Origin of the sequence: Streptomyces caeni (assembly GCF_042678285.1) — a bacterium.
In the GTDB taxonomy this organism is placed as follows: Bacteria; Actinomycetota; Actinomycetes; order Streptomycetales; family Streptomycetaceae; genus Streptomyces; species Streptomyces caeni.
Genome location: NZ_JBHUDX010000163.1, coordinates 1 through 542 on the forward strand (window position 1 = coordinate 1; position 542 = coordinate 542).

Genomic DNA, 542 nt, shown 5'->3' on the forward strand with positions numbered 1-542 from the left:
GGGTGGCCGTGCCAGGGGCTGGGTTCGGGTTTGAGGGGGTCGGGGTTGTGGACGTCGCTGCCGCCGTAGGCGGCGCTGTCGGTGTTGAGGACCTCGTGCCAGGCGGGGATGTGGTCGGGGACGCCGAGGCGGTAGTGGTCGCGGACGACCGGGGAGAAGTGGCAGACGGCCAGCAGGGGGGTGCCGTGGGCGTCGAGGCGCAGGAAGGCGAGGACGTTGTCGTCGGCGGCGTCGGTGACCACCCAGTGGAAGCCGGAGGGGTGGGTGTCGCGTTGCCACAGGGCGGGGGTGTGGCGGTAGACGGTGTTCAGGTCGCGGACGAGGTCGCGCACGCGGCAGTGGTCGGGTGCGGCGGGGTAGGCGGGGTCCAGCAGCCACCAGTCGGGGCCGTGGGCTTCGGACCATTCGGCTCCCTGGGCGAACTCCTGGCCCATGAAGAGGAGTTGTTTGCCGGGGTGGGCCCACATGTAGGCGAGGTAGGCGCGGTGGTTGGCGCGTTGCTGCCACCAGTCGCCGGGCATCTTGGAGACGAGGGAGCGTTT

At 71.0% G+C, this 542-nt stretch carries 1 protein-coding gene; it reads right to left on the minus strand.

Going from position 1 to position 542, the window contains the following annotated elements:
• The coding region (locus ACFSL4_RS37410) for an alpha amylase C-terminal domain-containing protein (RefSeq protein ID WP_381092582.1) at window positions 1-542 on the minus strand (542 nt) is incomplete at both ends.